The organism is Pseudoalteromonas sp. SCSIO 43101 (assembly GCF_023650775.1).
In the GTDB taxonomy this organism is placed as follows: domain Bacteria; phylum Pseudomonadota; class Gammaproteobacteria; order Enterobacterales; family Alteromonadaceae; genus Pseudoalteromonas; species Pseudoalteromonas apostichopi.
Window position 1 is genome coordinate 1611068 of record NZ_CP072673.1, and the last position, 24538, is coordinate 1635605.

Here is a 24538-nt window from a genome sequence, read left to right on the forward strand (position 1 = left end):
CGGAAACATGGATTAAGCCCTGTTTGCGGGTATTTCTCTCTATCCCATCTAATTAAAATATCTTACACTGTGTCAATTAGTTAGTTTCAAGCAAGGACAGTGTAAAGTGCTGAATATAATTCAATCAAATCGCATGGAAGCACTGCAAGCGCGGTTTCACGCTCTTCTTAAAGTTAATCCATTAACGAGCCCCTTTAAAAAAGAAATTGTGCTTGTGCAGTCACCGGGTATGTCGCAGTGGCTAAAAATAGGCTTAAGTGAACACTTAGGGATTGCTGCTCAGGTTGATTTTCCGCTACCTTCGAGTTTTATTTGGCAGCTTTATCAGCAATTGTTGCCCGATGTACCAAGTGAATCACCGTATAACAAAGCTAATCTTGCTTGGAAGCTGTTTGCGATTTTACCAAACTGCATTGATGAGCCGCTGTATTTACCACTCAAAACCTATTTAGATGGTGACACTGAAGGGCAAAAAACGTTTGCCTTGTGCGAGAAAATTGCCGACGTTTATGACCAATATTTAATGTATCGTCCTAATTGGATTGCAACTTGGGAGCAGGGCATCGATGAGCTTGATGATGTTGATGTAGGCATTGCACCATGGCAGCCAGATCTTTGGCGTAAGCTGGTCGCGCATAGTAAAGAACTAGGGCAAAGCCAATATCACCGCGCCAACATGCAAGACAAACTCCTTGCAGCCCTTGAAAAAATGGACGCAAGCCTATTACCTGAGCGTATTAGTTTATTTGGTATTTCTGCAATTGCGAGTAGCCAGCTTGAAGTGTTTCAGGCCATTGCGAAAAAAACGCAGGTATTTTTGTTTTTCTTTAACCCTAGTGAACATTACTGGGGCGATACACTCGATGAAAAAACAGCAGCCAAAATTACCGCTAAATATGCTAAACGCCCGCAGTTACAAGCACTTGAAGACAGTGCGAAAAACCCTGATCACGAGTACTTTTTTATCGGTAACCCGTTACTCTCATCGTGGGGTAAATTAGGCCGAGACTATTTTGAGCAGTTACTGCAATTAGATGCGCAGTGGCTTGACGGATTCGATAACGATTTTGATGACAGTTTGTTATCACAAATTCAGTCTGAGATTTACCAATTAGCCTTTAAGGGTGAGTCACTAACGCCTGATAAAGAATGGTTCATCAATGACGAAGGCAAACTGCCAATTCAGTCAGATGATACCAGCATTGTGCTTAGCGATTGTCACACGCCACTTCGTGAAGTAGAACGACTACACGATTACTTGCTTAATTTATTTAATGAAAATAAAGAGTTAACACCTAAAGATATTATTGTAATGATGCCAGATGTTGGCACATACAGCCCGTACATTGAAGCGGTGTTTGGTGGTGCAGAGGGGCGACGCTTTATTCCTTATGCGTTAGCTGATTTAGCTATAGAACAAGAAAAGCCCGTGTTAAGCTCGTTTGCAAGTTTAGCCGATTTACCTTACTCACGCTTTGGTGTGTCTGACATTCTTGATTTACTGCAAGTCACGCAAATTGCTGAGAAATTTAATCTCGAACCGCATGAATATGAGCAAATTGGTTTTTGGCTTGAACGTGTTGGCGTAAAATGGGGCTTAGATGCAGCTCACAAAGACAGTTTTGGCTTACCTGCGATTGATTTAAATACTTGGCAACACGGTTTAAACCGCTTGCTATTGGGTGTTGCACAACGTGATGAACAGTTGCCTTTCTCGGGCATTTACAGTGCCGATGAAGTGGAAGGCATGGCACTAAACACGCTGAATAAACTGATTGAATTTATTGACGTACTGGCACGTTATAAAACCAAGCTACAAGCTGATGCACCACTCAATGAAAAAGCAGAAACGCTAAAAGAGTTATTAGGTGAAGTATACAGTGATGAAGGAGAGCAAAGCTGGGATTTATTAGTCCTACAAAAAGTACTTGATACGCTGATCAAGCATTATGAAAATGGCGATTATCAACAAAACGTTTCGCAGCGCATTGTTAGTTACCTTGTTAAACAAGGTATTCAAGAAAAAGGCGTAGGGCAGCGCTTTTTAGTGGGACAAGTTAACTTTTGTACCTTGATGCCAATGCGGGCTGTGCCATTTAAAGTAGTGTGTATGCTGGGTTTAAATGATGCCGATTATCCGCGAACAGTTCAGCCAATTGGTTTTGACTTAGTACCTTACTCAAAACGCCAAAAAGGGGACCGTTCTCGTAAACTCGACGACCGTTACCTGTTTTTAGAAGCGATTTTAAGTGCTCGTGAGAATCTATACATCAGTTATATTGGTCGCTCATGCTTTGATAACCAACCAAGAATGCCGTCAACCTTAGTGAGCGAACTGCTAGAATACATAGCACGTAGTTTTGAATTTGCAGATCAAGAAACAGACTTAAAGCTTCCAGAGGCGCTGATTAATTATCAGCACTTACAGCCATTCAACCCAGCCTATTATCTGACAGAGAAAAGTGATGATAAGCAAAAAGCAGACAAACCATTAGCAACACAATTACATAGCTATAATCCTGTTTGGATGCCAACTCAAAGTGTCAATCCTGAGCCTCAGCAAGCGCTTAATGTTCAGCCAGAAAGTAGCGTTGAGTTAAGTCAGTTTATTCGCAGTATTTGCCAGCCTCACGAGAGCTTTTATCAGCAAAGCTTGGGTTTACGCTTGCCGCAATTTAACGATATTGCTAAAGATGAAGAGCCGTTTAGCTTAGACGCGTTACGTCGCTACTTTTATCTAGACGAAATTCTCGAAGCCAGTATTCAAGAAATGCCCCTAAACCAAGCGCAAATTATGCAGCGTGGTGAATTACCGCAAGCACACGTTGGTGACTTAGTGTTCGAAAGTATGCAGCACCGAGTCGATGCTCTTGCAGGGCAAGTAAAAGCGCATATTCAAGGTGATGAAGCATTACCCGTTGAAGTAAATATTAAAATTGCCAACACCAGATTAGAAGGTTGGTTAAATCATATATATGGTCAAAAACAGGTGTTTTATCGCACCGCCAGTATTAAAGCAAAAGATGTTATTAGGGGCTTTGTGCATCATTTAGCGGCGCAAATAATGGGCCAGTCAGTTGAAACCCTCATTCTTGGTTTAGACAAGCAAATTAGTTTTTCACCTTTGTCAGAAGACGATGCCCGCAAGTATTTAAACGATTGGTTCTCGCTCTATGAAACGCTTTTAACTCGCCCAGTGGCGTTTTTCCCAGTCAGTGGCTACGAGTATATAAAAACAGATAAAGATATGGTCAAAGCAAACAATAAATTCGCGCCGCAATACATAGGCATGGGTGAAGGCGAAAACCCGTATATTCGTTTAACCATAAAGAGCCTAAAAGACTGTGAAGAAGAGTTTATTAAATGGAGCGAGCTGCTGTTATCGCCACTAGTTGAATTAGCACAGGAGGCAGATCATGCAAACGCTTAATCCAATGAGTATGGCGCTGTGTGGGCAAAGCCTTATTGAAGCCAGTGCTGGTACGGGTAAAACTTACACCATCACTGGTTTGTATTTACGGTATTTGTTGGGCTTACAAAAAGCGACCGGTGAAGATGAACAATTAAATACGCCGCTGAGTGTTGAGCAAATACTGGTGGTGACCTTCACAGAGGCTGCAACGCAAGAAATTAAAGACCGTGTGCGGGCGCGTATAATCAATGCCAGAGATGCTCTGCTTGGTAAAAAGCCCGATGATGAGCTGATTGAGCAAGTGATTAACGAGGTGACTGATAAACACGCGGCATTTGATTTGTTAGACGCCGCGGCGAAGTCGATGGATGAAGCCGCTATATTCACTATTCATGGCTTTTGTCAGCGAATGCTGAAACAACATGCTTTTGAATCAGGTGTGGCGTTTAACTTAGAGTTTATTTTAGATGAGCGTGAGCTTATTCAAGAAACCCTCAATGACTTTTGGCGTGCCTTTGTCTACCCACAATCAAAAGAGCGCACGCAAGCAATTACCGATATTTTCCCAGTGCCTGCATCACTGTATTCACAGGTAGTGAGTTTACTCAACAAGCAAGGGGCAACAATCACCCCCGAGTATGACCTTGACGATATATGGCAAGCTCGCGACAACTTTGTGGCAAAAGTACCGGCATTTAAAAAGGCGTGCCTTGAGAGTGAGTTTATTAATGCTGTAAAAGCATCTGATTTAAGTGGCTCAAAAACCCCAGGTCGCAAAAACAGCCTTGCAGCGCTTGAAGAATACCTAAACAATGATGAGTTGTTTTTTGTATTTGGTACCAGTAAATACTCGTTTGAAGTATGGGGCTCAGAGAGTTTAAACGATCCTGCAAATTACAAGAAAAACGGCAGTTTGCTTAGTCATGCAATGGTGGCTCAGTTTGATGAAATGGCCAAACTGAGTAGCCTTATCAACAACGGATTGAATATTGCGATAGTGCAATATGCTGCTAAATGGGTGGCAAATGCATTAGTTAAACGTAAGCAAGAGCAAGGCGTGATCACCCCTGATGACTTATTAAGTAACTTGCATCAGGCGCTTTTAAGTGAGCAAGGCAAAGCGTTAAGTGAAAAAATTGCCGCCTTGTTTCCGGTTGCCATGATAGACGAATTCCAAGATACCGACCCCGTTCAATATGGCATTTTTAGCCGCATTTATGGCATTAAAAACACCACCCTTGCCATGATAGGCGACCCTAAACAGGCTATTTATGGTTTCCGTGGTGCAGATATTTTTACTTATATAGGCGCAAAACAAGCTGTTTCAGAGGACAAACAATACACCCTAGATACCAACTACCGCTCAAGTGAAGGGGTTGTTGATAGCGTAAACCGCTTATTTGCTAAAAATGACAATAGCTTTATTTACAACGACGCAATCCCATTTCAAAAGGTTAATGCAAAAGGAAAACAGCAAGACAAAGCGTTTTTAATAAACGGTGAAATGCCCAGTGCGTTTGAATTTTCGGTTTTTGTTGATGAATACGCAGAAGCGAACAACAAGCCAACTAGCAAAGGGGTGGCTCAACAGGCATTAGCTTTGCAGTATACGAAAAAAATCACTGAGCTACTCAAGCAAGCTGATGCAGGCGATGCGACTATTGCAGGAAAACCACTTACTGCTGCCGATATCTGTGTGTTAGTGCGAGATCGAAACGAAGCACAGCTGATGAAAGCCGCACTTGCAGAAGCTACCATTGCCAGCGTGTATTTGTCGCGTGATAGTGTTTTTAACCAAGAGCTTAGCCACCATTTACTTAACTTTTTAACAGCATTACATGGTCAGTATGATGAGTCATTACTGCGTGGTGTACTTGCCGGGCCATTGTTTTGCTTAAGCTACAACCGCATTTATGAACTTCACGAAAATGAAAGTGCATGGCAAGAGCATCTAAACTTTTTTGCTCAGCTTGCCCATATTTGGCATAAACAAGGCGCCATGGCGATGCTCGAACGTTTATTAAGCCATAATCAGCTCGCAGCGCGTTGGCAAGGCTTAGGTTACAATGTTGAACGCTGGCTTACCGATTTCCGCCATTTAGGGGAAATTTTACAGCAAAAGCAAATTGAGCTTGAGGGAACCCATAGATTGCTGCGTTGGTTTGCGCAAAAAGTCAGTCAACAAGATGGTGAAGCGGTGCAAGTACGCCTAGAAAGCGATGCTAATTTGGTGAAAATTGTCACCATGCACGCCTCAAAAGGCTTAGAGTACCCGATTGTATTCATGCCTTTTGCCTGTGGTTATCGCGAAAGCAAAGAAGCCCTTTATCATAAAGACGGTAAGTTGATTTATGATCTTGCTAAAAGTGATGATGCAATGCAAAAAGCAGAGCAAGAGCGCTTGGCTGAAGATTTACGATTGCTCTATGTGGCGCTGACTCGTGCCGTGCATTTTTGCTCAGTGGGGATGTATAACATTGCGCAAGGTCGCAGTGCTCGTCCGGGCATTCAAAGTACTAGCATTGGCCACGTATTATTTGCAGGGTTAGATGTTAAATCGGGCGATGAATGGCGAGCATTGTTACAAGAATTTTGTAATGGCTCAGCGCACATGCACTATGAGGTATTTACCCAAGCAGATGAGCTTGAAAAGCTAAGATTAGGCAGTTCTGACAGAGAACCAGTCTATAAAGTAAATACTGTAAAAGCAGAGATCCAGCGTGATTGGCGCTCAACCAGCTTTAGTAGCTTAACGCTGAAAAAGCATACTGACCACATTGAACTTGGGCGCAGTGATGAAGACCACGCAAAAGATGAGTTTTTAGCCCAAAATGCAAATGCTATAACACCTTACAGCTTTCCTAAAGGCGCAAAGCCGGGTAGTTGTTTACATGAAATATTTGAACAATTGGACTTTACCGACCCTTATGCGTTAAAGCGTCCAGCCACTGAGCAAGACGACCATGCACTTGATAAAGTGATCAAAAAATTATTTGAAAAATACCATATTGATGATAGCTGGCAGGAAATGACAGAGCAGTGGATCCTAGCAGCATTGAACTGCCCATTAAACGATAAAGGGCTTAGTTTATCAGTACTTGAACCTGATACGTGTTTGGTCGAAATGGAATTTAATTTACCGTTGTTCTCGCTTTCAAGCGATAAGCTTAATCAAGTGTTGGTGCAACATTTTAAATTACCAGGACAGCTTGATTTTAGTGAGGTGCAAGGCTTACTAAAAGGCTTCATAGATTTAATATTTTGCTGGCAGGGTAAGTATTATATTCTTGATTATAAATCGAACTTTTTAGGTAATAGTGCGGCTGACTACCAACATGAGCAACTAGAGCAAGCTATGACCAGTCATCAGTATCATTTGCAGTATTTAATTTATACCGTGGCACTACACCGTTTATTAAAGCAACGTATTCAAGATTACGATAGCGACACGCATTTAGGCGGTGTTTACTACACCTTCTTACGTGGTATGAGCGAAGGGCAAGGGGTGTACTTTAATCAGCTAACGAAACAGCAAATATCTGAGCTTGATAGCTTATTCGCACAAGGAGCCATGCTATGAGTCAAATGACATTCGGCTTTGATGATCATGAACCCCACGAGCCTATGAATAAGCAATCAAACAGTAATGAACAGGCTAGTAAAAATCAACAAGCAGAACAATCAACGAAACATGTTGAAAACGATTCAGCGTTGCCTGCTATAGAAGTTAAAACTCAGCCTCTATTGAGTTATTTGCTTGAGGCAAAACGTATTCGCTTGGTTGATGTTAAGCTCGCAGAGCTTTTAACCGGTTCACAAACACTGATAGAGAAAAACGATACAGCGCACAGTGAGGTTTTTTACCTGATTTTATTGCTTGCGGCAGCGCAGCAAAGTCAGCACAGCTGTTTAGAGCTGGCTAATATAAACTGGCAAAATCCGTTTGAAATTAAACAGCAAAGCTTAGGTGATGCCAGTATCGCAGCCCCTGAGGTTTTAACGCCGTTTGATATGGAATTTGATCTTACTGAGGCCGTTAATAGACTAATGAATGCTGAGTGCGTAGGGGACGACAAGCCACTGCTATTGTTTGCTAATAAACTTTACTTTGCCCGTTTGGCAGAGTACGAAACCACACTGGCATTGCGTTTACATCATTTAGCAACGAAAGAGCTCACCCTTGATGAAGCTGCATTAAAGGCATTACTTGAGGTGTATTTTCCAAACAGTGAACATACAACCAACCCAAGCGATCCTATTAAAACATTAAACTGGCAAAAAGTAGCCTGTGCGATAGCTGCAACAAAAGGCTTTAGTGTGATCACTGGCGGTCCGGGTACCGGTAAAACCACCACGGTAACTAAGCTACTAGCCATATTACAATCTTTGTATGCCAGTGCACCGCTAACAATAAAGCTGGTTGCACCGACAGGTAAAGCTGCAGCTCGTTTAACCGAGTCGATTTTAGGGGCGAAGCAAAAGCTCAGTATGATCCCTGAGAATATCGCGCCACTTATTCCAGACAGTGCGCAAACGATTCACCGCTTACTTGGCGTTATTCCACATACTAATAAGTTTCGCCATAACAAGCGTAACCCGCTGCATTTAGATGTTCTGATTATTGATGAAGCATCGATGGTTGATTTGTCGCTTATGGCAAAACTAATCGAAGCACTACCTAGTCATGCAAGGCTTATTTTACTTGGCGATAAAGACCAATTAGCTTCGGTTGATACGGGCAGTATTCTTAGTGACCTATGCCAAGGGTTAGAGCTTGGCAAAATGCCTGATTACAGCAGTGAAAGAGCTGCGCAGCTTAATCGCGTTTGTTTTAATAATCAGAGCGCTATACCCGCGGCGAGCAGCCATTTTGTACTTAACGATTGTATTGCGTTTTTACAGCAAAGTTATCGTTTTGACGGCAGCAGCGGTATTGGTCAATTAGCACAAGCTGTAAATACCAATAACAGTGGCTTACTGGGCTACGTTGAGCAAACGATTAATCAAGGCTGTTTTAAAGACCTTAAACTTAATTACAGTGTAATCAGTAAACCGATTGAGTATTTTGTGCAGCAAGCGGCTTTGCAATACCACGATTATTTGCATCTTATCCAGCAAGGGGCAAGTGTAGCCAGTGTGCATAAAGCATTTGCGCATTATCAGTTACTAGCTGCCGTCAGAGAGGGAGATTATGGAGTAAATAGCCTTAATCAGCGTATTGAAAAAGCACTTACTCAACAAGGCTTAATTGCGCCATATCAAAGGCACTATGTGGGTATGCCAATAATGATCAGCCAAAACGACTATCAGTTAAAACTGTTTAATGGCGACATAGGTATTTTAATGCATGATGAGCAAGGTCAGTTAAAAGCCATGTTTATTGATGAACAAGAAAACATTCGTGCCTTTTCACCAGCACGTTTACCCGCTCACGATAAAGTATATGCAATGACTATTCATAAGTCGCAAGGCTCAGAGTTTGCTTACACCGCGATGATTTTACCGCCAATTAAACAGGCTAATCAGGGGATTAACAGACAGTTGGTTTACACGGGGATCACCCGCGCGAAAACCACATTTGAGCTGGTGGCCGATAAAAATGTATTGCTAATGGCAATGAATAAATCTGTTACTCGTGCATCAGGTTTATACGATAGGTTAAAACATGAAGCTCGTTAAAGTAACCGACGTCCAACTTAACCAGTTAATGGATTGGTTTAACACAGAGGCAGAACTGCGTATTTGGTCAGGGCCATTTTTTAACTATCCATTTGATACACAAAGCTTTAAAAAAGATTTAAACCTAGATGCGCTGAATTCCTACGCGTTGGTTAATGGCGATGGCCAGATGCTTGGGTTTGGTCAATACTATTTACGTGAAGGGCGTTGTCATTTAGGGCGGTTAGTTATCGCGCCAAGCGAGCGTGGCAAAGGTCTTGCAAAAGTGCTGATAAATTTACTGGGAGAGCAGGGTAAACAGCAGTTGCAGTGCGATAGCTTGTCTTTGTTTGTGTATACCCACAATACCCTTGCTAAAACGGCCTATGAGAAACTGGGTTTTATACAAACCCAGTACCCAGCTGACATGCCACTCGACGGGTGTATTTATATGACCTGCTAAGAGCGTTTAAAGCTGCTTTTACGAAACAGGTTAGGTTGCCAACCAAAATGGATGGCGCCTAATCTTAAAAATACCGTCACAGCAAATGCGCCAATAATGCACCAAATATAACTTACCTCAAGGGTGAATAAGGCTGCATAGGTTAACCCTCCCGATAAGCAAGCGGTTGAATAAAGCTCTTCACCCATAACTAGAGGCACTTCTCGGCAAATTACATCGCGCATCAAGCCACCAAAAATACCGGTGGTCATGCCCATAGTAATTGCAACAACCATATCAGCTCCTTCTATTAGTGCCTTTTCTATACCGATAATATTGAAAATTGCCATACCTACGGCATCCATTAACAACATGGTGGTGTTACTTAAATCGGGTAAATGACGAATCGATAAAATGGAGGCAAAAATGGCAATGTAAGTAGCATATAAATAATCTGGTTGGGCTATCCAAAAGACCGGCTTATTGAGCAAAATATCGCGTAATGTTCCACCTCCTATTGCTGTTACCGTAGCAACCACCACCACACCAAAACCACCGACACTTTTTTCATGACCCAGTAAGGTGCCTGAGATTGCAAAAAATGCTACACCGATAATGCTTAAAAAGTGAAAGTATTCTGATGTCATGAGGCTTCCTTACCTATTTGATAGTAAGTTAACCTTAGCAAAATGAACTTTATTGATGCTGAACAGATAAGAAAATAGGGCGGGTAATGATGTTACCCGCCGGTATGAGAGTATTGATTATTTAAGGTAATCAATCACTAATTGCGTCATTGCATTTACTCCAAGCTGTAAAGCTTTCTCGTCTGCAAAAAAGTGTGGTGAATGATTACTTGGCGCTGTAACAGCATCTTGACCTTTTGGTGTTACACCTAAGAAAAAGAACATTCCTGGTGTTTCTAAGGCGTAGTAACTAAAGTCTTCTGCACCTGTGATAAGTGGGGTTGTGATCAGGTTTTCTTTGCCAACCACACCTGCAAGTGTTGGGGCCATTTTCTTGGTAAGTTCAACATCGTTCACTGTTACTGGGTAACCATGGTCAATGTGAACATGCGCTTCTGCGCCACCAGATTCAGCCACCATCTCAGCGGTTTTAGCTAAACGTTTTTTAATGTCAGCGCGCATTTCTTGGTCAAAGGTACGAATTGTGCCAACCATTTCAACTTGATCTGGGATGATGTTGTTACGTATACCACCATTAATGGCACCAAATGAAACCACTGAAGGCGCTTTGGTTACATCAACTTGGCGTGAAGCAATGGTTTGAGTTGCCATAATAATTTGTGATGAAGCTACAATTGGGTCAACACCATTCCAAGGACGAGAACCGTGAGTTTGGCGGCCTTTTACTGTGATTGTAAATTTATCGGCGCTGGCCATTAACGGCCCTTCACGAAAACCAATTTGTCCGGTATTAAGTGAGCTGGTTACGTGTAAACCAAATACGGCTTCTGGCTTTTCTTTAAATAAGCCTTCTTTAAGCATAAGCTCAGCACCGCCTTCTTCGCCCTCTGGAGCACCTTCTTCAGCAGGTTGGAAGACAAATAGAATATCACCTGCTAGTTGGTCTTTAATTTTAACTAAAGACTCCGCTGCCGCCATTAAAATAGCCACATGGTTATCATGACCGCAGGCATGCATTACGCCAACTGTATTACCTTTGTATTCAGCCGTTTGAGTTGACGCGAATGGTAAATCTACTTGCTCTTTAACAGGTAATGCATCCATATCAGCACGCAGCGCAATAAGCGGACCTTTTTTACCACCTTTGAGTTTGGCAACGACACCTGTATGAGCAACACCTGTTTGCACTTCAAGGCCTAAAGAGCGTAAATGCTTAGCTACGTATTTGGCAGTTTCAAACTCACGGTTACTAAGTTCTGGGTTTTGGTGTAAATGTCGGCGCCATTTAATGACTTTTTCGCTGACGCTTTTATTTGCAGATTTAAGTTCAGTATTAATATCACTAGCAAATGCAGGGGTAGAAATAGCACTGAGAAGTAGGCTGGTCGAAAGTAGTTTGTTTAACATCCCGTATCCTTTTATTATTTAGATATCCAAACAACCTCAAAATTCGAGTTTCAGTTGGAAATAAAAGCGGTTTAGGCAAGGCATTGATTGCAAGTAATAGATGTTCTATTGTTAAAATCAATAACGCAGTATAAATCGCTTTTAAACCAACCCGTTGGGCGCTTCGCAGGCACTTACTCTCATCGTTGTTACTTCTTAAAAGGGAATGCCATTCTTGCAAAGTAACGCCTTGATATTAAGCACCTGTGAAACGCTGAATTCTGCATTTTGAGGTGGCTTGGATATATGCACACTACACCAATGTAAAGGATAAACACTTGAATGAACAAGACCTTTCGGTTATTAACCAAGATAAATGGTTTAAAAATCGAGCACAATTATTTAGGGACAAGCTAGTAAAAAATGCTAAATTAATCACCTTAAATGCCGGTGATGCATTGTTTTTGCGTGGTGATGAAAATAATGGTCTGTATTGTGTTATTAATGGCGTGCTTAGAGTTTCTGGCGTTAATAACCAAGGCAAAGAAGCTGTACTCAGTTTTGTAACCAGTGCAATGTGGTTTGGTGAAGTTGCTTTGTTTGATGGTGGTCAACGCACCCACGATGTTTATGCACAAACTACGGTAAGGCTTTTACACGTATCAGAACGGGCATTAACTCAGTTATTACAAGATCATCCCGCTTATTGGCATGATTTTGGGCTGTTGCTTACTAACAAAGTGCGAAATCTGTTTGATTCATTAGAAGATCACGCATTACTAACGGCAAAGCAAAAGGTGATTAAGCGCTTATACATGCTTTATCAGTCATCACTACAAAACTGTTTGCCGCTTACTCAGCAACAACTTGCCGATATGACCTATCTAACACGGCAAACTGTTAATCAAATTTTGCAATCCCTGCAAGCTGATTCAATTATTAATCTTAAATATCAAACGATTGAAATAATTGATATCGATAAATTGCAATCTCAATGCTAGTTTGGAACTAAAATTGCTACAAAGCTGTAATCAAGCTTAAACGGAAGACAACTTGTGGCAATTACGTTTCATAATCAATATAACCCTTATCACACTTCGGCTGCTACTAAGCTGTCGCAAACGGCCCGCCCTGAGGGTGTAAAGGCCATGCATACGCCTGCATCTTCAGCACAACAACTGTTGCAAAAGCACTCACAGCCCAGCTCTTTTCTAGCACAGGCGCAAGAAGCCTTGGTTTATCAGCGACTCGGTGTTGATAAAGAGAAAATTGACGAAATAAAAGCGCAAATAGAAAAACTTGCCGAACAAATGCAGCAACAAGGTGCCGACACCAAAGCACTGCAAGAAAAAATGAATGAGCTGCAAGCGATGCTTGATGAAGAATATCAAAAAGGACGCGAACGCATGGATATGCAGCCAGAGGCCGACAAAGGCAAGATAATTGATGCGCTGATTTGATATGCGAGTTTAATAGAGCTAGTTAAAATGTCGGATAGTTGACATTCTTGCTAGTAAATTATCTGCTAATCTGAGTTTTGAACACAGTTTTGGCAGGAAAATATAATGAAAACATTAAAACAACAACTGACAAATTACGCCCTTTATCACCGTTCTAAACGCAATATTTACACCCACTTTATTGGCATTCCATTAATTGTGTTTGCAATTATTTGTTTATTGCAACGCGTCACGCTTATCTCTGAGCCTGTTGTCATCTCTTTAGCAACCGTGGTGATTGGGCTCACCTGTCTCTATTACTTAATGCTTAGTTTATCGATGGGGTTAATTATGGCTGTATGCTTAAGTGTGTTAAGCATTGCTGCTGAGCCTGTGGTGTCGCTTTCAACACAATTATGGCTAGCCGTAAGTATTGGCAGTTTCGTTGTTGGTTGGGTTTTTCAGTTTATTGGTCATTATTTTGAAGGTAAAAAGCCAGCCTTTGTTGACGATTTAATTGGTTTGGTAATAGGGCCTTTATTTGTATTAGCCGAGTTCTTGATTATGCTTGGTTTTTATAAAGATATTGCTGATTATATCGAACAACATGCTGGGCCTAACAAAGCATAACAACAATAATAAGGAACACACATGCAATTAAATGGTAAAACAGTTTGGGTAACTGGGGCATCTTCTGGAATTGGTGAAGCACTTTGTGAGCAACTGGCGGCAAAAGGGGCAACGCTAATATTGTCTGCCCGCAATGAAGATAAACTCAATAAGCTGAATAAACGACTCGGTGGTAATCATCACGTAGTCCCCCTTGATTTGGCAAAACCCGAAGCCTTACTTGAAGATATGCCTACGGTGATAGAGCGACTTGGCCAAGTTGATGTGCTTATCAATAACGGTGGGGTGTCGCAGCGTAGCTTATTTTTAGAAAATGAATTTACGGTTTATCGCCAACTGATGGAAGTGAATTACTTTGGTTTAATTGCCTTAACTAAGGCGGTCGTACCGCAAATGGTGAAGCAAGGTATGGGGATGGTGGTTTCAATTAGTAGTGTCGCAGGTAAAGTTGGTTCGAAGTTTAGAACTGGTTATTCGGGCTCTAAGTATGCGGTAGTCGGCTTCATGGATTGCTTAAGAGCAGAATTAGCTGATAAAAACATTAATTGCCTGACCATTTGCCCAGGTTCAATTAAAACAGCCATTGCACATAACTCATTAGATGGCCAAGGTAAGCCACAAAATAAGCCAGAGCATTCAATTGAGAACGGCATGGATGTCGCTAAAGCCGCTGCAAAAATGATTAAAGCCATTGAAGCTGAAAAAGATGAGGTTGTAATTGGTGAAGGCATAAGTGGTTTAGCACCGACCATTAAGCGCTTCTTTCCGAGCTTCTTTAATCGGCTAACGGCAAAAATGAATTACCGATAATTCGCTATTATTTATTAGTAAATGATTCTCAGTAAACAATGTGCAACTTGGCTTGCACATTTTTTGTACCAAACGGTCGAATTATTATCACTATAATCTATAAAAGGCACTAGTTTGCTATGGTTAAACGGGGATAGATTAGCTTACAATGGGGTAAAAGTAGTCCAAACAAGAGAGAATAACAATGGCCGCATTTGGTACTGTATTTATGCCACAAATGATCCAAGCACGTTTTGCTGATAACTTATGGAGTGAAAGCGCGCTGGTCCCATCTGATAAAATCGAATTACATGCGGGTGCTCACGTATTACATTACTCAAGCACCTGTTTTGAAGGATTAAAAGCATTTCGTCACGAAGATGGCTCGGTCTATATCTTTCGTATGGATGCTAACATTGCTCGTATGAAACAAAGCTCTAAGTTACTAAACTTACCTGACTTTGAAGAAAGCATGCTCGAGCAAATGATCAAAGACATTGTAAAAGAGTACGCAGACGAAACACCAACACCTCCGGGTTCTATGTATATTCGCCCAACTCACATTGGTACAGAAGCAGCAATTGGTAAAGCCGCTGCACCGTCAATGAGCTCACTTCTTTATGTATTACTTTCGCCAGTGGGTGATTATTTTTCAGGTGGTGCAACGGCATTACGCGTATTACTTGAAAAAGACGGCATGCGCTGTGCTCCACACATGGGTATGGTTAAAAGTGGTGGTAACTACGCAAGTGCATTAGGCCCAATCTTAGAGGCTCGTTCAGAACATCAAGCAGACCAAATTTTGTTCTGCCCAGGTGGCGATGTTCAAGAGACTGGTGCTGCAAACTTTATTCTAATTGATGGTGATGAAATCATCACAAAAGCGCTTGATAGCACATTCTTACACGGCGTGACGCGTAATAGTATTTTAACGATTGCGAAAGATTTAGGTATGACGGTATCTGAGCGTAATTTTACCGTTTCTGAGTTGCTTGAAAGAGCTGCTAAGCCAGGAACTGAAGCAGCGTTATCGGGTACTGCTGCGGTACTTACTTCGGTTGGTACGCTTATTCATAACGACCAAGAGTTTAAAGTAGGTTCGGGTGAGCCGGGTGAGAAAGTCGCTAAATTACGTCAAGCATTGAATGATATTCAATGGGGTAAATCAGCAGATACACATGGTTGGTTAACAAAAGTATAATCTCAAGAGTGTTTACTTGTGTAAAATTATAAGAGCCACGCCAATGCGTGGCTTTTTGTTTTTACATTGGTTTACAGCGCATTTCGTGATTAACCGCAAATAACTAGACATTCTAATGTATTAATTTTACTTTCATTTCATTAACAATAACTAAAAGTAAAGTGACTATGATCAAGAAAACATTAGCATGTGCAATTGTTGTTGCATTGGCGGGTTGCGGTGAATCTACCCCTACAAAAACAGAACAAACAGTAAAAACTGCAGAGGTTAAAGCTGCTGTGAATTATCCAGAAACTAAAAAAGGCAATGTTGTCGACGAATACTTCGGTGAGAAAGTAGCCGATCCATATCGTTGGTTAGAAGACGATATGAGCGACGAAACTGCACAGTGGGTAAAAGCCGAAAATGACGTTACTTTTTCTTATCTAAAAAATATTCCTTATCGCGATGAACTTAAAACTACACTCGAAAAGTTAATGAATTATGAAAAAGTGACAGCTCCATTCAAAGAAGGTGAGTACACTTATTTTTATAAAAACGATGGCCTGCAAAATCAGTACGTGGTGTATCGTAAAAAAGGTGACTCAGAAGCTGAAGTTTTCTTAGACCCTAATACCTTCAGTGCTGATGGAACAACATCAATGTCGGGCTTAACTTTTACAGAAGACGGCACCTTAGCTGCCTATCAAATTTCTGAAGGTGGTAGTGACTGGCGTAAAATCATTATTATTGATACGGCAACAAAACAGCCTATTGAAGTGGCATTAGTCGATGTTAAATTCAGCGGTATCTCTTGGTTTGGTAATGAAGGCTTCTATTACTCAAGCTACGATAAGCCAAAAGGAAGTGAGCTTTCTGCAAAAACGGATCAACATAAAGTTTATTATCACAAATTAGGCACAGCGCAAGCTGATGACCAATTAATTTATGGTGGCACAGAAGCACAGAAACATCGCTATATTGGTGCTGAGGTTACTCGTGACAATCGCTATTTAATTATTGCTGCAAGCACTTCGACATCAGGTAATAAGTTATTTATCAAAGATTTAACTAAGCCTGATAGCAAGTTAGTGACAATTTTAGATAATACAGACTCAGATACATCAATTATAGATAATGACGGTACAAAGCTTTATTTAGTGACTAACTTAAACGCACCAAATAAGCGTGTTGTTACTGTGGATGCTGCTGATCCAAGTCCTGACAACTGGCAAGATTTAATCCCTGAAACTGAGAATGTATTGAGCATTTCAAAGGGCGGTAATTACTTCTTTGCTAAGTATATGGTTGATGCTATATCGCAAGTAAAGCAATACGATAAATCAGGTAAACTTGTGCGTGATATCAGCTTACCAGGTGTGGGTACCGCGTATGGCTTTAGCGGTAAACATGATGCACCAACACTGTATTATTCATTCACTAATTACACCACACCAGGCAACATTTACTCGTTTAATGTTGAGTCTGGCGAGTCTGATGTGTATCGCAAGTCAGGCGCTAAATTTAACAGCGAAGAATATACTTCAGAACAAGTGTTCTACACATCGAAAGATGGCACTAAAGTTCCGATGATTATTTCGTACAAGAAAGGCACTGAGCTTAATGGTAAAAATCCAACTATCTTATATGGCTACGGTGGCTTTAATGTAAGTTTAACGCCAAGTTACAGCCCGACAGTTGCTGCATGGCTTGAGCATGGTGGTGTTTATGCTGTTGCTAATATTCGTGGTGGTGGCGAATACGGTAAAGATTGGCATGTAAATGGTACACAGCTTAAGAAGCAAAATGTATTTGATGACTTTATTGCGGCGGCTGAGTATTTAAACAAAAAACAATACAGCTCACCTGATTATCTGGCGGTACGTGGTGGCTCTAATGGTGGCTTGTTAGTTGGTGCGGTTATGACACAGCGCCCTGAGTTATTTAAAGTCGCGTTACCTGCTGTAGGTGTTTTAGATATGCTGCGTTACCACACCTTTACAGCGGGTGCTGGTTGGGCGTATGACTACGGCACCAGTGAACAAAGTAAAGAAATGTTCGATTACTTAAAAGGCTACTCACCTGTGCACAATGTTAAAGCGGGTGTTAGCTACCCGGCAACCTTAGTGACAACAGGGGACCATGATGACCGTGTAGTGCCTGCGCATTCATTTAAGTTTGCTGCTGAACTGCAAGAAAAAGGTGCGAAACAAAACCCATATCTTATTCGCATTGAAACAAATGCTGGGCATGGTGCAGGTACGCCAACAAGTAAGATCATCGACCAATATGCTGATATTTATGGCTTTACCCTCTATAACATGGGTATTAAATCGCTATAAGGAAGTGTTTGCTTAACAAACATTGAAAACGCCGAGCTTAAGCTCGGCGTTTATATATCCATCAAATTAACTTTTATAAATCTATTCCCAGTGCGAAAATCATTTTGTAATCTTCTTTTTCTGGTACCACACCGTTTTCATCGGCAATAGGGTCGGCTAAGTAATCCCATACTAATGACATGTCAAAATCGATATCATCTGTGATCTCAAATTCAAACGCAGCCATTGCATATTGTGAATCACCCCCGGCGTCACTATTAGCCGTCAAATAACGATAATTAAGTGAAAAATCAATTTTCTTGGTTACTTCTAATTCATAATTTGTAGCTATGAACCAAGACATTGATGAGTTGCTTTCATCTTCGCCTTCAGCAACAGTGTCAAATTGCGTTTTTTGGTATGCTGGCCCTGCTGTAAAATCCCATTCTGTTTTATCTGTATCCATTACATAGTAACCAACACCTGCGCCCACAGTGTATTTATTAGCGATATTTTGGAACGGATCACGATAGTACTCAAAGAAAATAGGGCGGTAATACATTTTTTGTGTATAAAACCAGTCATAAGTGCCGTTAGCACGAATGTTGTTTTTAGTAACTTGATTATCGCTGGTAGTCCGGTAGCCCAAAATTTCAGATAAAAAACGACTAGATGCAGTACGGCGTTTGATATCAGCTTTAACAGAATACTCAGTTTGGTCAGTATTACCGCGAGCTAAATCTGCACCCATCGACAATTTTATAGTCCATGCACTAAGTTCACTTTCTACTGAAGGAGCAATAGAGACTAAATCGCGATAACGGTACTTAGCAGGTTGTTCACCCACTTTGATAAAACCACCGGATATATTAAGTGCACCGCTGAGCTCCTTCCCATCGTTAAAACGAACTGTATGGTGGCGGTCAGAGATAATCATGTAGACATCTTCACGATCGATTATTAATGTGTCGAGCACATCACTATCGAACTCGATCTCTTTATCATACATTGAGACAAGTTCACCTTTAAGCCACTCACCAGAGTTTAGTCGTATCCAATCAAATCGAGAAGCATCTTTAATTATTAAATTTCGCTCTTCAAGTAACGGATCAGGAAGTTGTTCTGCGCTATAGCAGGTAAATGTACTTACCATTATAGCGCTTAAAAGTAGGTGTTTTTTGAGCATCATTTCAATCCCTGTTAAATAGAATGCATCCAAAGAGGAGTGGTTATTTTCTAATAACCTGTTTAATTTTAGAACAGTTTTCAGCTGTATTCAAAAACTAGTCAAGAAGTAGGTAAAAACAACCTCTGATATGTTTTATAGGCATATTCATCACTCATCCCAGCTAAGTAATCACAAATTATACGCATAGCATTATCTTCTTGCTGATGAGCGTTAAGCCACATGTCTTGGGTTGTTTCAGGTAATAAACGCATGGGGTCACTAGCAAAGGCACTAAATAATTCAATTAGCAGATTTTGCCCTTTAAACTCAACTTGCTGCATTTTTGGCTCGCGAATTAACCGTTTAAAAACAAAATGCTTTAGCACGTTGAGAATTTCAGCAAATTCATCAGGTAAACTTACAGTGTACTGTAATATTTCAGATTCAAAATCAGCATTTTGTACAATTAATTTGGCATTAATTATAAAGGTGTTAACCAACTCACCAATGGCGTCCTTTCTTTCATATTCATGATGGGAAAACAGTCTAGCTGTAATCGAACTTAAGTGTGTTGTTAACCAAGCAGAGTCTAATTCTTGTAATTGTACTAAGGCATGGTTTTGCCAATCTGCAAGGGTTAAAACTTCAGTGGCTATGGCGTCTTCTAAATCGTGTACGGCATAAGCAATATCGTCAGCCAATTCCATAATTGCTGAATCTATTGATTTATAGTGAGTTTTAGCTCTAAATTCATCAACCTTATAGTGACTGCTCAGTAGTTGTTTATCATTATTCGACAGTGGGTCAATAATCCAATCGAAAATATCTTTATCATCTTGATACAGACCTTTAGCTGGTCGCCAATGGTCGGCTTTGATAAAGCTACGCTGTTCACTTTTTGGTGGAATGGTGTGCCACAAGTCATCAATAAAGGCTGGGTATTTAATAAAGCCAAGCAAGGTGCGTCTGGTTAGATTCATGCCATATCCATTAGAATAAGGCTCAAGTTTAGAAACAATTCTCAGGGTTTGGGCATTACCTTCAAAACCACCATGATCGCGCATCATGTAGTTTAATGCTATTTCACCACCATGACCGAAAGGTGGATGACCGATATCATGAGCAAGACATAAGGTTTCAAGTAAACTACCACTCGGAAAATTCGTAAATTCAGGGTGTTGCTTTTTTAAGTGGCGTAATAATCCACTACCAATTTGTGCAACTTCTAAAGAATGAGTAAGGCGAGTTCGGTAAAAATCATTTAAGCCAATACCCATAATTTGGGTTTTAGCCTGCAGACGCCTAAATGCTGCAGCATGTATGATACGAGAGCGGTCAACTTGCCAAGCTGAGCGGTTATCGTTGGGACGATATTTTTGCTGATCAATAATGCGAGCTTGCCAAGATTGGCACATAAAAATAACCTTCCTATTTCTCGTTTGGTTGCATTTAAGTATACGCAAGCGCTTGAAAATTGCGAGTAAATTGGCGGTTCATAACGCTTCTTTAGTTATACTTTAAGAAACTATCTCAGGGCTAATTCGCCAAAAAATGTCTGCTTTGGTATACTTCGCCATTGTGTGTGCGTGAAGTTACCGCATATTAGTAAAAGTTTATTTGAGAGAATACATGCTGAATTACGTTTTTAGAGCTTTACTGGCCGCTTTTTTTGCATGGGCGTTGTTGTCGCCATTTATGGATAAAGATACTCTGGATGAGGGGGATGAACAGTCACAGACAACACCTATTGGCACTCAGCGCGTAATCAAAAAAGAAAAGCCATTACATAATGTAAAACTGCCTGATTTTGCAGCGTTTACTGATGTGAAAGAAAAGAAACATGCATTTTTTGACTTTATCCGTCCTGATGTTGAGGCTGAGAATAAAAAGATCCTACAACAACGTGCGCTCATAGAAATTGCACGCATGATGCTTGAGTATAATGAGCCGCTAAGTAGTAAACAGCAATCAGATATTAAGAAAATACTGACCAGCTACAAGTTACCAACCACTATTGATACCTTATCACTGACCCAAGCTCTGCGCCGTGTAGATATCATTCCAAAAGAACTTGCGCTTATGCAGGCGGCTAACGAATCAGCATGGGGTACGTCACGTTTTGCTCGAATTGGCTTAAACTTTTTCGGTCAGTGGTGTTATAAAAAAGGCTGTGGCATGGTACCACGTCGTCGAGCCAACGAAGCCGCTCATGAAGTGACTGCTTTTAAATCGGTACGTGCTGCTGTAAGCTCATATTTTAAAAATATTAATACTCACGCAGCGTATAAAGATTTACGATCAATTCGAGCCGATTTACGTCGCCAGCAAAAGCCAATTGATGCTACTAAGCTAACACAGGGCTTGTTGTCGTATTCTGAGCGCGGTGAAGCGTACATTGAAGAATTAAATAAAATGATAAATCAAAACAGAGCTTACTTTGATGAATAAATTCCTTCCGTGGTTAAAATTTACAACCATTGCGGTTGCACTAGGTGCAGTTGCCTCTAAGGCCGCTGCTACTGAATTTGTTGTTGCATACGATGGTTTTTATGATCGTTTGAAAGTCGTTAATAAAGGCGAATTTCAATACGCTCAAGTTAATTTTTATTTGTCTGATATTGCTACTAGCGAAGTATGTACAATCAAATCAGGTAAAATAATTACAGAGAAACAAGAGTTTGACTTAACTTATACAGATAAAGCTCAATTGCTTTTACCTTTTGATAAGCAGCTAGATACAGATAAAGCCGTTATTGTTGTTCAGCCAGAAAATCCAAAACATGATTGTCAATTAAGGTTGCAAATTGAAGCAACTGATCTGGCTGATTTTGAGCTTAGTAAAGCAAACTTGTATACGTTAAATGAAGAATTTGACGAGCTACTATCTGATTTGTCGGGCTTTTTCGTTAGCAAATTAATGTGGTTTTTGCTGCCTGAACAACAAGGTGTTGTACTAAAATTTAACGGCCAAGATGCTATCTCGGCAAACGGTGTTAGCTGTAAGGAGCAACGTTGCTCAATTAAGGTTTCTGATGACTGGCAAGATGATGAAACGGTATTAAGCAGTCATGCTAAGCTTATTAGCGCCACGCCTTGGATCGTTAAATAACCACTATACATCGGCTAAAATCGTTTAAATATCGACAAAAGGGATCTTATTAAGGTCCCTTTTTCAATGTTGAGAAGATAGTTCTTGTGTCTCTTTTTTTAAAAGTTTATCTCGTTACTTTAGTTTAGTATCAAAATTGAAAATTCAATATAAATAAAGCAATTTATATAACAGCTTCTCTTGTCTAGTTTATTCCCTCATTTAATATTTTTTCTAATTACTTGTATTGCAGCGCAGTTTAAGTAACAGCTTGTATTTAGATATGAAAACGGTATGAAGATATAGGTTTTATCTGATTGTTTTTTACTATAGAAAAAGGGCTTGATTTTACTTTTATAGGCTTATTTTTAATTAGCTATAAAGTGCTAACTTTATATTTTTTAATGATTTTTCAAGAAATAAAAATATAGATTTAGATCAAGTTACTTAGCAATAACTGGCTTAAAGTAAAACTATAAAGATCTCAATATAGGTACTTATAGTTTAAAAGGAGTCGTTATGCAGATAGTCAATGTCGAACCTGTATCAGTTAAAAAACAGAAATTAGCCGAAGCCAATGCGAAACAGAATGTAATTTTTGATTTAAATGTTAAAAACCCAAGCCTAAAGTGGAATGCAGACGGTAAATATCCATATAAACGCAAAATGGACCTGGTTGAATACGAGCGCCATAAACACGAACTGCAAATTGAACTTTTGAAAATGCAAGGTTGGGTAAAAGAGACCAATCAACAAATAGTGGTTTTATTTGAAGGTCGAGATGCGGCGGGTAAAGGAGGCACTATTAAACGCTTTATGGAGCATTTAAATCCGCGTGGTGCGCACGTAGTGGCTTTAGAAAAACCAACTTCAAGAGAGCGAGAACAATGGTACTTTCAGCGTTACATTAATCACCTGCCAAGCAAAGGTGAAATTATACTATTTGATCGCTCTTGGTATAACCGAGCCGGTGTAGAGAAGGTAATGGGCTTTTGTGATGATCACGAATATTTAGAGTTTATGCGTCAAACACCACAACTTGAACGTATGTTGGTGAATAGCGGTATTAAGCTATTTAAATATTGGTTTTCGGTCAGTAGAGAAGAGCAATTCAGACGCTTTAAATCACGTCAAAACGACCCGCTTAAGCAATGGAAGCTGAGTCCGGTTGATATGGCATCATTGGCTAAATGGCATGATTATAGTGACGCGAAAGATGCGATGATGTTTCATACCCATACAAAAGATGCGCCTTGGACACAAATTCGCTCTGATGATAAAAAACGGGGTCGTATCAACTGTATGCGTCATTTCTTAAGTTGTTTGGATTACCCAGAAAAAGATCAGGATATAGTCAATCGGGTTGACCCGCTTATTGTCACTGAACCTACCCGCATGTCTACGCGTCAGTAAAGGAGAATACAATGAAAAATTCAGAGTCAATATTTAAAAAGCGCCTTGCAAAGCTCGAAAAAGTTATCGAAAAAAGTAAAATAGAGGTGGCCAGAACCTCTGAAATTGCAAAAGATGCAGCACTTAAAGCACAAGCCGCTGTAGAGTGTGCCAGCGAAGCAGAGAGCCTGGCTAAAAATGCTAAAAAGCGGTTGAAAGAAGCCAAAAAGCAGTTAAAAGAAGCTAAAGTGTTAAAAATAGCGCAGAAAAATGCTTCTAAAAAATCGGCAATAAAACGTGCCAAACGAATGGCAAAAAATAAGACAAAAACTAAAAACACTTAAGGTTAACAAGGGGCGCATGGCTCATGTGCCCTTTGTTTTGTATTAAGCTTATTGCTGGACATTTTTACGATTCTCGTTATGCTAAACGTCAACTTTTCAGGGACTTAAAAGCATAATTATGAAAATTATTCCGGCATTTTTTGTTATTTTACTGCTATGTTCAGCTTGTAGCAGTTATTCACCTATCAACCAAGAAATGCAAACTAAGTTACAAGGCTCATGGCAGTCTACAAATAGCCCAGTTTGTGAAGCTAATTTTCATACTATAGCGTTTAAAAACAAAACATTAGAAATCTCTTATGACGAGCAGGGCTATATTTCTGAGACTGAAGCAAGAAAAACCTTTGTATATACTATTTTATCGACAGAGAAAAATTTAATTCGAGTGCAGCTTGAAAATGAAACTCGCTTAGATAAAAAAGGTAAACCTGTAGTTTGGCACCTAAAACCACTTAGAAATGATAAATACTGCTGGGGCAGAGATGATTGGCCTGATCTTGCTTGTACAGCTTCGCGTTATAAATGCACAGTAAAATGAAGTTAGCTTATTGAAGTCAGAAAACCCTAAAATAAGCCTGTAAATTGATGATCCTTTAATGCTATTCATAAAGAGCCTTAGTTTACGTAATATCTTCACGAGTT

Annotated in this window: 19 protein-coding genes; 15 read left to right on the forward strand and 4 right to left on the reverse strand. The window is 40.3% G+C overall.

The window, feature by feature from the left end; all coding sequences use genetic code 11:
- The first annotated feature begins 106 nt into the window (after positions 1-106).
- From recC to J8Z25_RS07615, 4 genes are read left to right on the forward strand one after another with little or no spacing between them, the layout of a single operon-like run.
- Positions 107-3430 carry an exodeoxyribonuclease V subunit gamma gene (gene recC / locus J8Z25_RS07600; RefSeq protein WP_239977436.1) on the forward strand — a complete coding sequence of 1108 codons (3324 nt, stop codon included), beginning with the start codon at positions 107-109 and terminating at the stop codon, positions 3428-3430.
- The gene (gene recB / locus J8Z25_RS07605; RefSeq protein ID WP_250661928.1) at positions 3417-6992 is read left to right on the forward strand and encodes an exodeoxyribonuclease V subunit beta; all 3576 of its coding nucleotides are present in this window, start codon (positions 3417-3419) and stop codon (positions 6990-6992) included. The genes recC and recB overlap by 14 nt, the downstream gene beginning before the upstream one ends.
- A 5-nt stretch (positions 6993-6997) precedes the next feature.
- Positions 6998-9091 (forward strand): exodeoxyribonuclease V subunit alpha, encoded by a 2094-nt coding sequence (gene recD / locus J8Z25_RS07610; RefSeq protein ID WP_502934600.1) that lies wholly within the window; start codon positions 6998-7000, stop codon positions 9089-9091.
- Complete coding sequence (locus tag J8Z25_RS07615) at positions 9078-9533, forward strand: GNAT family N-acetyltransferase (protein ID WP_167658845.1); 456 nt, start codon at positions 9078-9080, stop codon at positions 9531-9533. The genes recD and J8Z25_RS07615 overlap by 14 nt, the downstream gene beginning before the upstream one ends.
- Here the strand turns inward: J8Z25_RS07615 and J8Z25_RS07620 are convergent.
- Both J8Z25_RS07620 and J8Z25_RS07625 read right to left on the reverse strand, forming a co-directional pair.
- On the reverse strand, positions 9530-10159 hold the full coding sequence (locus J8Z25_RS07620) for a trimeric intracellular cation channel family protein (RefSeq protein ID WP_130051689.1): 630 nt from the start codon (positions 10157-10159) through the stop codon (positions 9530-9532). The two genes, J8Z25_RS07615 and J8Z25_RS07620, sit on opposite strands and share 4 nt — an antisense overlap.
- 117 nt (positions 10160-10276) lie before the next feature.
- Positions 10277-11566, reverse strand: coding sequence for an amidohydrolase (locus tag J8Z25_RS07625; protein WP_130051688.1), 1290 nt, complete (start codon positions 11564-11566; stop codon positions 10277-10279).
- Between the two features lie 317 nt (positions 11567-11883).
- Here J8Z25_RS07625 and J8Z25_RS07630 point away from each other — a divergent pair, with 317 nt between their 5' ends.
- From J8Z25_RS07630 to J8Z25_RS07655, 6 genes are all read left to right on the forward strand, one after another.
- Positions 11884-12546 carry a Crp/Fnr family transcriptional regulator gene (locus J8Z25_RS07630; protein ID WP_130051686.1) on the forward strand — a complete coding sequence of 221 codons (663 nt, stop codon included), beginning with the start codon at positions 11884-11886 and terminating at the stop codon, positions 12544-12546.
- A gap of 54 nt (positions 12547-12600) precedes the next feature.
- A complete protein-coding gene (locus tag J8Z25_RS07635; protein WP_250661930.1) occupies positions 12601-13005 on the forward strand; it encodes a V-type ATPase subunit a family protein in 405 nt (134 codons plus the stop codon).
- A 105-nt stretch (positions 13006-13110) separates the two neighbouring features.
- On the forward strand, positions 13111-13614 hold the full coding sequence (locus tag J8Z25_RS07640; RefSeq protein ID WP_130051684.1) for an Mpo1 family 2-hydroxy fatty acid dioxygenase: 504 nt from the start codon (positions 13111-13113) through the stop codon (positions 13612-13614).
- Between the two features lie 21 nt (positions 13615-13635).
- Positions 13636-14424, forward strand: a complete 789-nt coding sequence (locus tag J8Z25_RS07645; RefSeq protein WP_130051683.1) for an SDR family oxidoreductase — start codon at positions 13636-13638, stop codon at positions 14422-14424.
- Positions 14425-14602: 178 nt separating this feature from the next.
- The gene (locus J8Z25_RS07650) at positions 14603-15604 is read left to right on the forward strand and encodes a branched-chain amino acid aminotransferase (protein WP_284693412.1); all 1002 of its coding nucleotides are present in this window, start codon (positions 14603-14605) and stop codon (positions 15602-15604) included.
- A gap of 167 nt (positions 15605-15771) precedes the next feature.
- A complete protein-coding gene (locus J8Z25_RS07655; protein ID WP_250661932.1) occupies positions 15772-17925 on the forward strand; it encodes a prolyl oligopeptidase family serine peptidase in 2154 nt (717 codons plus the stop codon).
- Between the two features lie 73 nt (positions 17926-17998).
- On the opposite strand, the gene J8Z25_RS07660 is transcribed toward J8Z25_RS07655, so the two are convergent.
- Positions 17999-19057, reverse strand: a complete 1059-nt coding sequence (locus J8Z25_RS07660) for a DUF481 domain-containing protein (protein ID WP_250661933.1) — start codon at positions 19055-19057, stop codon at positions 17999-18001.
- A 134-nt stretch (positions 19058-19191) separates the two neighbouring features.
- A complete protein-coding gene (locus tag J8Z25_RS07665) occupies positions 19192-20487 on the reverse strand; it encodes an anti-phage deoxyguanosine triphosphatase (RefSeq protein WP_167658837.1) in 1296 nt (431 codons plus the stop codon).
- Positions 20488-20701: 214 nt separating this feature from the next.
- On the opposite strand from J8Z25_RS07665, the gene J8Z25_RS07670 reads away from it, so the two are divergent.
- The 5 genes from J8Z25_RS07670 to J8Z25_RS07690 all read left to right on the forward strand — a co-directional run bounded on the left by J8Z25_RS07670 (position 20702) and on the right by J8Z25_RS07690 (position 24434).
- Positions 20702-21520, forward strand: a complete 819-nt coding sequence (locus J8Z25_RS07670; RefSeq protein WP_250661934.1) for a glucosaminidase domain-containing protein — start codon at positions 20702-20704, stop codon at positions 21518-21520.
- Complete coding sequence (locus tag J8Z25_RS07675) at positions 21513-22181, forward strand: DUF2987 domain-containing protein (RefSeq protein WP_250661935.1); 669 nt, start codon at positions 21513-21515, stop codon at positions 22179-22181. Before J8Z25_RS07670 ends, J8Z25_RS07675 begins: the two co-directional genes overlap by 8 nt.
- A gap of 498 nt (positions 22182-22679) precedes the next feature.
- Positions 22680-23573 (forward strand): polyphosphate kinase 2, encoded by an 894-nt coding sequence (ppk2, locus tag J8Z25_RS07680; protein ID WP_130051656.1) that lies wholly within the window; start codon positions 22680-22682, stop codon positions 23571-23573.
- Between the two features lie 11 nt (positions 23574-23584).
- Complete coding sequence (locus tag J8Z25_RS07685) at positions 23585-23896, forward strand: hypothetical protein (RefSeq protein ID WP_250661936.1); 312 nt, start codon at positions 23585-23587, stop codon at positions 23894-23896.
- A 118-nt stretch (positions 23897-24014) separates the two neighbouring features.
- Positions 24015-24434, forward strand: a complete 420-nt coding sequence (locus J8Z25_RS07690) for a hypothetical protein (RefSeq protein ID WP_178926881.1) — start codon at positions 24015-24017, stop codon at positions 24432-24434.
- Positions 24435-24538: the final 104 nt, after the last annotated feature.